General features: G+C 56.1%; 6 protein-coding genes. 1 reads left to right on the forward strand and 5 read right to left on the reverse strand.

All coding sequences use genetic code 11. The features are described from left to right. Positions 1 to 37: 37 nt before the first annotated feature. From ACQKPC_RS29950 to ACQKPC_RS29960, 3 genes are all read right to left on the reverse strand, one after another. Complete coding sequence (locus ACQKPC_RS29950; protein WP_427628276.1) at positions 38 to 367, reverse strand: bacteriocin immunity protein; 330 nt, start codon at positions 365 to 367, stop codon at positions 38 to 40. A gap of 96 nt (positions 368 to 463) precedes the next feature. Then, positions 464 to 739, reverse strand: a complete 276-nt coding sequence (locus ACQKPC_RS29955) for a bacteriocin immunity protein (RefSeq protein ID WP_427628278.1) — start codon at positions 737 to 739, stop codon at positions 464 to 466. Then, positions 739 to 3321: an S-type pyocin domain-containing protein gene (locus ACQKPC_RS29960; protein ID WP_427628280.1), complete on the reverse strand. Its 2583-nt coding sequence runs from the start codon at positions 3319 to 3321 to the stop codon at positions 739 to 741. Before ACQKPC_RS29960 ends, ACQKPC_RS29955 begins: the two co-directional genes overlap by 1 nt. A 225-nt stretch (positions 3322 to 3546) precedes the next feature. On the opposite strand from ACQKPC_RS29960, the gene ACQKPC_RS29965 reads away from it, so the two are divergent. Beyond that, the gene (locus tag ACQKPC_RS29965) at positions 3547 to 3972 is read left to right on the forward strand and encodes a YciI family protein (RefSeq protein WP_427628282.1); all 426 of its coding nucleotides are present in this window, start codon (positions 3547 to 3549) and stop codon (positions 3970 to 3972) included. A 230-nt stretch (positions 3973 to 4202) separates the two neighbouring features. Here the strand turns inward: ACQKPC_RS29965 and ACQKPC_RS29970 are convergent, their stop codons facing one another. Together ACQKPC_RS29970 and ACQKPC_RS29975 are read right to left on the reverse strand one after the other, a co-directional pair. Then, entirely contained in the window at positions 4203 to 4880 is a 678-nt protein-coding gene (locus tag ACQKPC_RS29970) for a DUF3313 domain-containing protein (protein WP_427628284.1), read from the reverse strand. A 160-nt stretch (positions 4881 to 5040) separates the two neighbouring features. Next, positions 5041 to 6009 (reverse strand): hypothetical protein, encoded by a 969-nt coding sequence (locus ACQKPC_RS29975; protein ID WP_427628285.1) that lies wholly within the window; start codon positions 6007 to 6009, stop codon positions 5041 to 5043. Between the last annotated feature and the right edge of the window lie 266 nt (positions 6010 to 6275).

The following is a 6275-nucleotide window of genomic DNA, read 5'->3' on the forward strand; positions in this document are numbered from 1 at the left end:
GATTCCAGGGCATGGTCAGGCACCTCCTGACCGTATTTCATACCTGTAAACGATGTCTCCGGTTTAAAACGTAAAGGATGTCTCCGGTTTCTACCACAGGAACACCCTCCCCTTTTAATGCGGCGCGCCCCTGTTTTTGGTGCCAGTCTTTGACGTAGTACACGACCGAGTCCGATGAATAAGTATTCGTATCGTCCTCTGGCGGATAAAACAGCAGGTCGGCCCCTTTGGGATCACCGACGATGCGGTCGAAATGATTGATCAGTCGGTCGTGATCCTGTTTCGGCAGATCGACGGCCCAGATTCTGTTCACCAAGGCCTGGAATTCCGATTCGGTGTAATCCTTGAGTGTTGTTTTAAGTTCCATCTTTATTGCTTCCTTGTTTCGGGCACACAACGGCTGCCAGATAACAGCATCTGCTCATGTGTGATGAGCAGATGCCTTTGAATTGTATGCGTGCAGTTACTCTGGCTTGAAGCCGGGTTTGTTATTGAGTGCGCGCCATTCTTTGACTTCTTTCAGGATGCGTTCGGGGCTATCTTCCTGACCGCCCTTAGGATGGAGGATGACATCCGAACCATCTGGATGCTCAGTCACTGCCTCGAAGTGCAATACACCTTTGATTATGTATGCGTCGAAATCATCATCAGATAAATCTCGCCCCCCTTCAAAAAGGCCTCGAAGAAACTCCAGAAATTCAGATTCTGTGTAGTCCTCAAAATGCTCTTTAAACTCCATCAGTCAATTCCTTTGCCATGTAGAAGAATATGTCGCTTAGGCGTCATGACTAACAAATTATCCATGTCGTAAACACCTCCTCCTTGTGCAACTTCAAAAATATGATGAATCTCAAATTTAACTCGCCCTCCATTCCTGTCGTTAGGCGAGGCGAAGGGTGCTTTGCCTTTTTGCATCAAGATCAAATCAATGGTTTTAAATTGACTGCTCAACTCCGCATCCGCCGCAACAGCCTTCCAAAACGCTCGCCTGAAGCCATGAAAATTCCTGAACTCCTGCCACCGCAATTGATCCGCAATGTGCGAAGGAATCGGAGCCCCCTTTCCCCTCGCGTCATCCCCAAGCCAAACCTCCGAGGCATCGGATCCCCAACCTATTGCAGTCCCCGGATCATCACGCCGATCCAGAAACAGGACATCCGACGAAGGCAACTCCATATCCGCCGGATACCCAGGAATACTGTCACCGACCTGCCCTTCGTCAACAGCCGGAAACGTCTCGTTTTGCGGTAGGACCGGGATGATCGGTGTGCCGGGATAAACTGCTGGAATCGACGGTGTAACCGGAGAGGTTGTAGGACCGAGGTGTTCGATACCCGGCGGCACCAGGGGTGTCCAGGTTCCGACACCAACCGGACGAATCGGCCAGGGCAGGACCGCAGGAGTGATCCCCAGCCGTCCCTGGATGCTTTGCGGCGTGGTGATGCTGATTTTGTCGAGGTTGAAAGGATTGGCGCCGAGCTCTGCCCGCTCCTGATAGCGCAGTTCGAACTCGCGTCGCTCACCGACCCAGGTACTTTTCGGCGCGTACGGTGCGAAGCCTTGTTCGATGCGCTTTTTGTTCACCTCATCGAACTGAGCGATAAGCGCCGGATGCTCGCCGAGCGTTCGCCACAGCGCTTCGTCGAAGACGGCAAGCGAATTGAATTCACGACCACGAAACTGGTCGCCTATCTGCACGGGAATGGCAGCACCTTGTGCCTGGCTCGAGGCTTTCCACCAGTCATTCGCCGCCGGTTTACCGACCCCTGTGACGACGCCTGAGCCTATGGGTGGCAGATTGAAGGTGAAGTAAATCGGCGGCTGATCAGGCACGCACACAATGCAATCGCTGATACGCAGATCGACGCCCGCCGCAATGGCCTCGACCTGGGGTGTCAACACGCTCAACCCGGGCTGACTGGCAGTGGCAACCTGAGTGGTGTCCGGGGTGAATTGCAGGTGCCTGGCTGGCGATCCGGGAATCTCGGCGCTATAGAGGCCGGTCAGCGGGTCAAGCACCGCATTGATGACCGGCACCTCAGCACCAATGGCATCGCCCGTAGCGACAGCGATGATCGCGGTGCCTTCCGGCACGGTTTCAGGTTTGAGTCGGTATGCGACCTCCACTGAACCGCCCGCATCGGCGATCGATTGCAACGCTTGGCGGTCAGTAAGACCCAACGTTGGCGCGGGCACCCCGACAGCCTGAAACAAACGCCGACGTTGCTCAGCGCTCAACTCACCATCACCAAGGGTTGGCGAGTACACCATCGCGGTGACGAACACCGGTCCCGTTTTTGCGGCAATCCGCCCGAAATCGATGAGGGTATTGACGGCAGACTGGACAGCCATTTCAAGCACTGCAGCGCCTTGCCGCGCAACGAATATGCCATCGCGCGTCAAAGTCATCCCGCCAGCGGTCAGCGAAGACACCGGGACTGTCAGCGTGTTGACCTGCCTGACCCGCTCAACCCGTGCATCTTCATCGGCCTGCTGCTTGAAGCGAACTCGAGCTTCACGCTGCCTGGCGTACTGGCGTTGGGCCTCCCAGACCGCTTCCCTTTCGCGCCAGACAATCGTCTGCTCGGCATGACGCCTGGCCAGCGCGCTGGACTTGTCAGTGAGTGCGCTTATCTGTGTGGATAGCAGCCTCGCTTCGTGGGCCGCGTTGTAGGCGTTTTCCCAGATCTGGTGGCCGTGAACGAGCGCCTCGCCGAATTGCTCCAGTCGGGCCCGGTAATCGTTAACCGTGCGGGTGAGTGGATCGTGTCCATCGAATGATCGGGCAACCGCGTTCTTTGCGTTCAGTTCTGCGGTTTTTCGGGTGATCAGCCCATCAATTTCTTGTTTTTGTTTGGTGATGTTGTGAAGCTGCAAGCGCTCGCTCAAGTGGATATCGGGCGGTCGTCGCGCCGCCAGGACTTCCTGTTCCAGGGTCGGAGCGAGTTGTGCGGATCGGGCAGCAAAACGTTGGTCTACCTCGACCCTTACGGCGGCATGATGCTGCGCCAGCCCCTCGAGTTGTTGATGCCGGGCCTGCACGCGAGCCTGTTCCTGAGCTTGCGCTGCGGCTGCCTGTGCTTGAGCCGCCTCGGCTTGCGCTTTGGCCTCGGCCTGCGCACGCTCTTTTTCCCTCTTCTGACGATCAGCTTCTATGGCCCGCCTGCGGGCCTTTTGCCTTTTCTTGCTGGTTTTACCGAATCCGCCTGAAACCCCTCCGCCGCCACCAAAACCGCCGCCTGAGCCACCACTCGAAGCGGGTGGTCCGGACCTGATGACAACACTTCCTGACGTTCCATCGTAATGTGTTTGTTGTGCCATACAGTCTCTCCTTGTCTGTAGGCACAGCATGTCGATGCAACCGCAGTCAGGTGCGGTACATAGTTATCGGTGTGGATTTAAAACGAGGTGCTATTTGAGGGAATCAATCACCCTCACAGGTAACAAATCCACTTCTTTTGCGGTCTTTCGTTAAAGGTAGTGTCGATTCGGGCGACGGCCATTCGACTAGACAGTGAGTCACTCAAATCCAGCGGAGACAAAACCATGCGATTCATGATCATTGTGAAAGCCAGCCCGGATTCCGAGGCCGGTGTGATGCCCAGCGAAGAACTGATGACCGCGATGGGCAATTTCAACGAGGAACTGGCCAAGGCTGGCATCCTCATCGATTGCGACGGCCTGCAGCCCAGCAGTAGAGGTGCCCGCGTACGTTTTTCGGGTGACGAGCGTACGGTGATCGACGGCCCGTTCGCCGAAACCAGGGAGCTGATCGCTGGCTACTGGTTGTGGCAGGTGAAGTCGAAAGAGGAAGCGATCGAGTGGGTCAAGCGCTGCCCCAACCCGATGCCGGGCACAGAGGCCGAGATCGAGATTCGCCAGGTGTACGAGGCCGAAGACTTCGGGGCCGAGTTCACACCGCAGTTGCGCGAGCAGGAAGAACGAGTACGTGCGCAGGCGAAGAAGCACTGAAGCAAAACTTATGCACCTGACATACCTGATGCACTTCTGATGCACCTGACGCCGCTTGATGCGTCGTAGCGGGGTATCGGGATTGCGGGGGGAATTAGTGGTACCGGGAGACCGCTTTCGCGAGCAAGCCCGCTCCCACATTTGATCTCTGGTGTTCACAAAATCTGTGATCGAAACAGAATCAATGTGGGAGCGGGCTTGCTCGCGAAGAGGCCCTCAGCCCCGCCGCATTACTTGGACTTGGACTTGAGTTTCAGATACGACTGATGCATATCCGACGCCCAGCCATCGATCACGTTTTTCACGTCACCGGCCTTCATCACCTGATCTGAGCTTTCCAGCGGTTTGCCAATGCCCTTGCGCACCACTTGGGCCACGACTTTGTTGTTGCCACCATCGAGAAACACCGCTTCGGTGGCCAGATTGGTTTCCTGGTCGCGAATGCCGCTGGCGGTACTGACTGCCGCCGCTACCAGGGCGATCGGGATCACTTCATAAGGCTGGAGGCTTTCGGTCTTGCTGGTAACAGAGGTGATCGCCGCACGCACCACCAAAACGCCAGGGCCGGGACCGCTGGCCAATGGCAGGGATTTACCCACCTCGCGTTTGAGCGCCTGATCGTAGTAACTGGTGATGCCGTTCAGTGTGGTCTGAGGGATTTTCACCGTCGGCTGCGGTTTGGGATAGAGCTGAGTCGGTTCGATGTAGACACTGGTGAATTTGTTGATATCGAGCTTGGGGTCCATCCAGCGCATTACCACAGCGCCCGATGGCGACTTGGCTTCCTTGAGCTGACTGTAGTTCTTGAGAAAACCGGAATACTGGTCCGGCTCGACGACTTTGCTCGAGCAACCCACCACCCCGATCGAGGCGATGCACAGTGTGCTCATCAGTAACGCAAGCTTCATGCTGTAACTCCTGTCAGAAGGCCGGGCAACAATATTGAATACGGGAATTACAGGTATAGCCAATGCTCGGCACTTTGTTATCAAAAAGCACAATATTCACCTATTGCTGAAGTGATCGCGGCCATATTCAAAGGCCCCTTCGCGGGCAAGCCCTGGCCGATCACCACGAAGATCCGCTTTTCGCCGCCAATTCCCGCCGACTATTGGCGCGCATCGCCTTGATCAGCGACACCGTGCCCACCAGGATGATCACCGCCGCGAACAGGAAGTCGATGCTGTACAGCTGAAAGTCGTTCAACGGCCCCACCAGAAACACCCGGATCGCACCAATACTCACCAGCGTCGCGAGAAAATCGATACCCGGCTCATCGCGATAAAACACGTGCAGCAGCGGCAGGCACATCACCAGCAACAACAGCAGCACAATCACCTTGAACGAGCCTTTGCGCTCGACACTGAACACGCATTCGTTGGCGCCGTAGGGCTTGTAATCCTCCTCGCGAATCAACGAGTTTTTCTCGTTGATGTACTCGACACGGTTGTACTTCCGGATCGGCGTAAAGGTGTTCGACATCTCCATGCCAGTGGTGATGTGCCTGAATTTCAAGTCAATGCGCTCATTGCCCTTGAGGATGTACAGCACCGGTTTGTAGCCGTAGCGATAGGTGTCGAACGGAAAGTCCGTCGACCGCCCCAAGACCCCGATGGGTCTGGACTCAAGTTCCGCGTAGGCACTTTTATCGGTCGAAGACAGGTTGCGGCTCAGGGGCTTGATCCTGACCTGCTCCATGAGAATCGGCGCAATGCCGTAGGACCACTGCAGGGGTTCCATGCGCAGCCGCAGTTCGTTGCGGCCCAGGTCATAGCGATCAAAGGTTCGCTCGGAGACGATCACCGCGCCCGAGAGCATGAACTCGCCATGAACGTTGTTGGTGATGTGCAGCGACAGTCGATCCCTGCCCGAGCCTGTGGCATCGCTGGCCGGTGGCGTGCCACACCAGGCGTAGCTGCTGAAGGTCTCCCCGAGCTGGCCGTTACGGTTCTCTTTGAACACATAAAAGTAACTGCCCCACAGGGCCGCCATCAGCAGCAACGCGAAAAGCCCTAAAATCTTCTTGCCCACGCTCAAACCAGACTCCTTTCTTTGCCTACTCCCTATGAGGCGCGGACTCTAGCAAAATGCCATCATTGGCCCAAGTAGAAAAACCAGACAAAAAAGATTCCTGTGGCGAGAGGGGCTTGCTCCAAGCCGGCAGTTAAAAACGCAGAACCTGTGGGAGCGTGGCTTGCCCGCGAAGAATGCACCGCGGTTTTTCAGGTATTACGCGTCATCGTTCTTCGCGCCGAAAAGGAAAAGTCGACGAAGGTGCAAACACTAACCGTCCAGGATATGGC

Source organism: Pseudomonas sp. NPDC089918, assembly GCF_050280605.1.
Lineage (GTDB): Bacteria > Pseudomonadota > Gammaproteobacteria > Pseudomonadales > Pseudomonadaceae > Aquipseudomonas.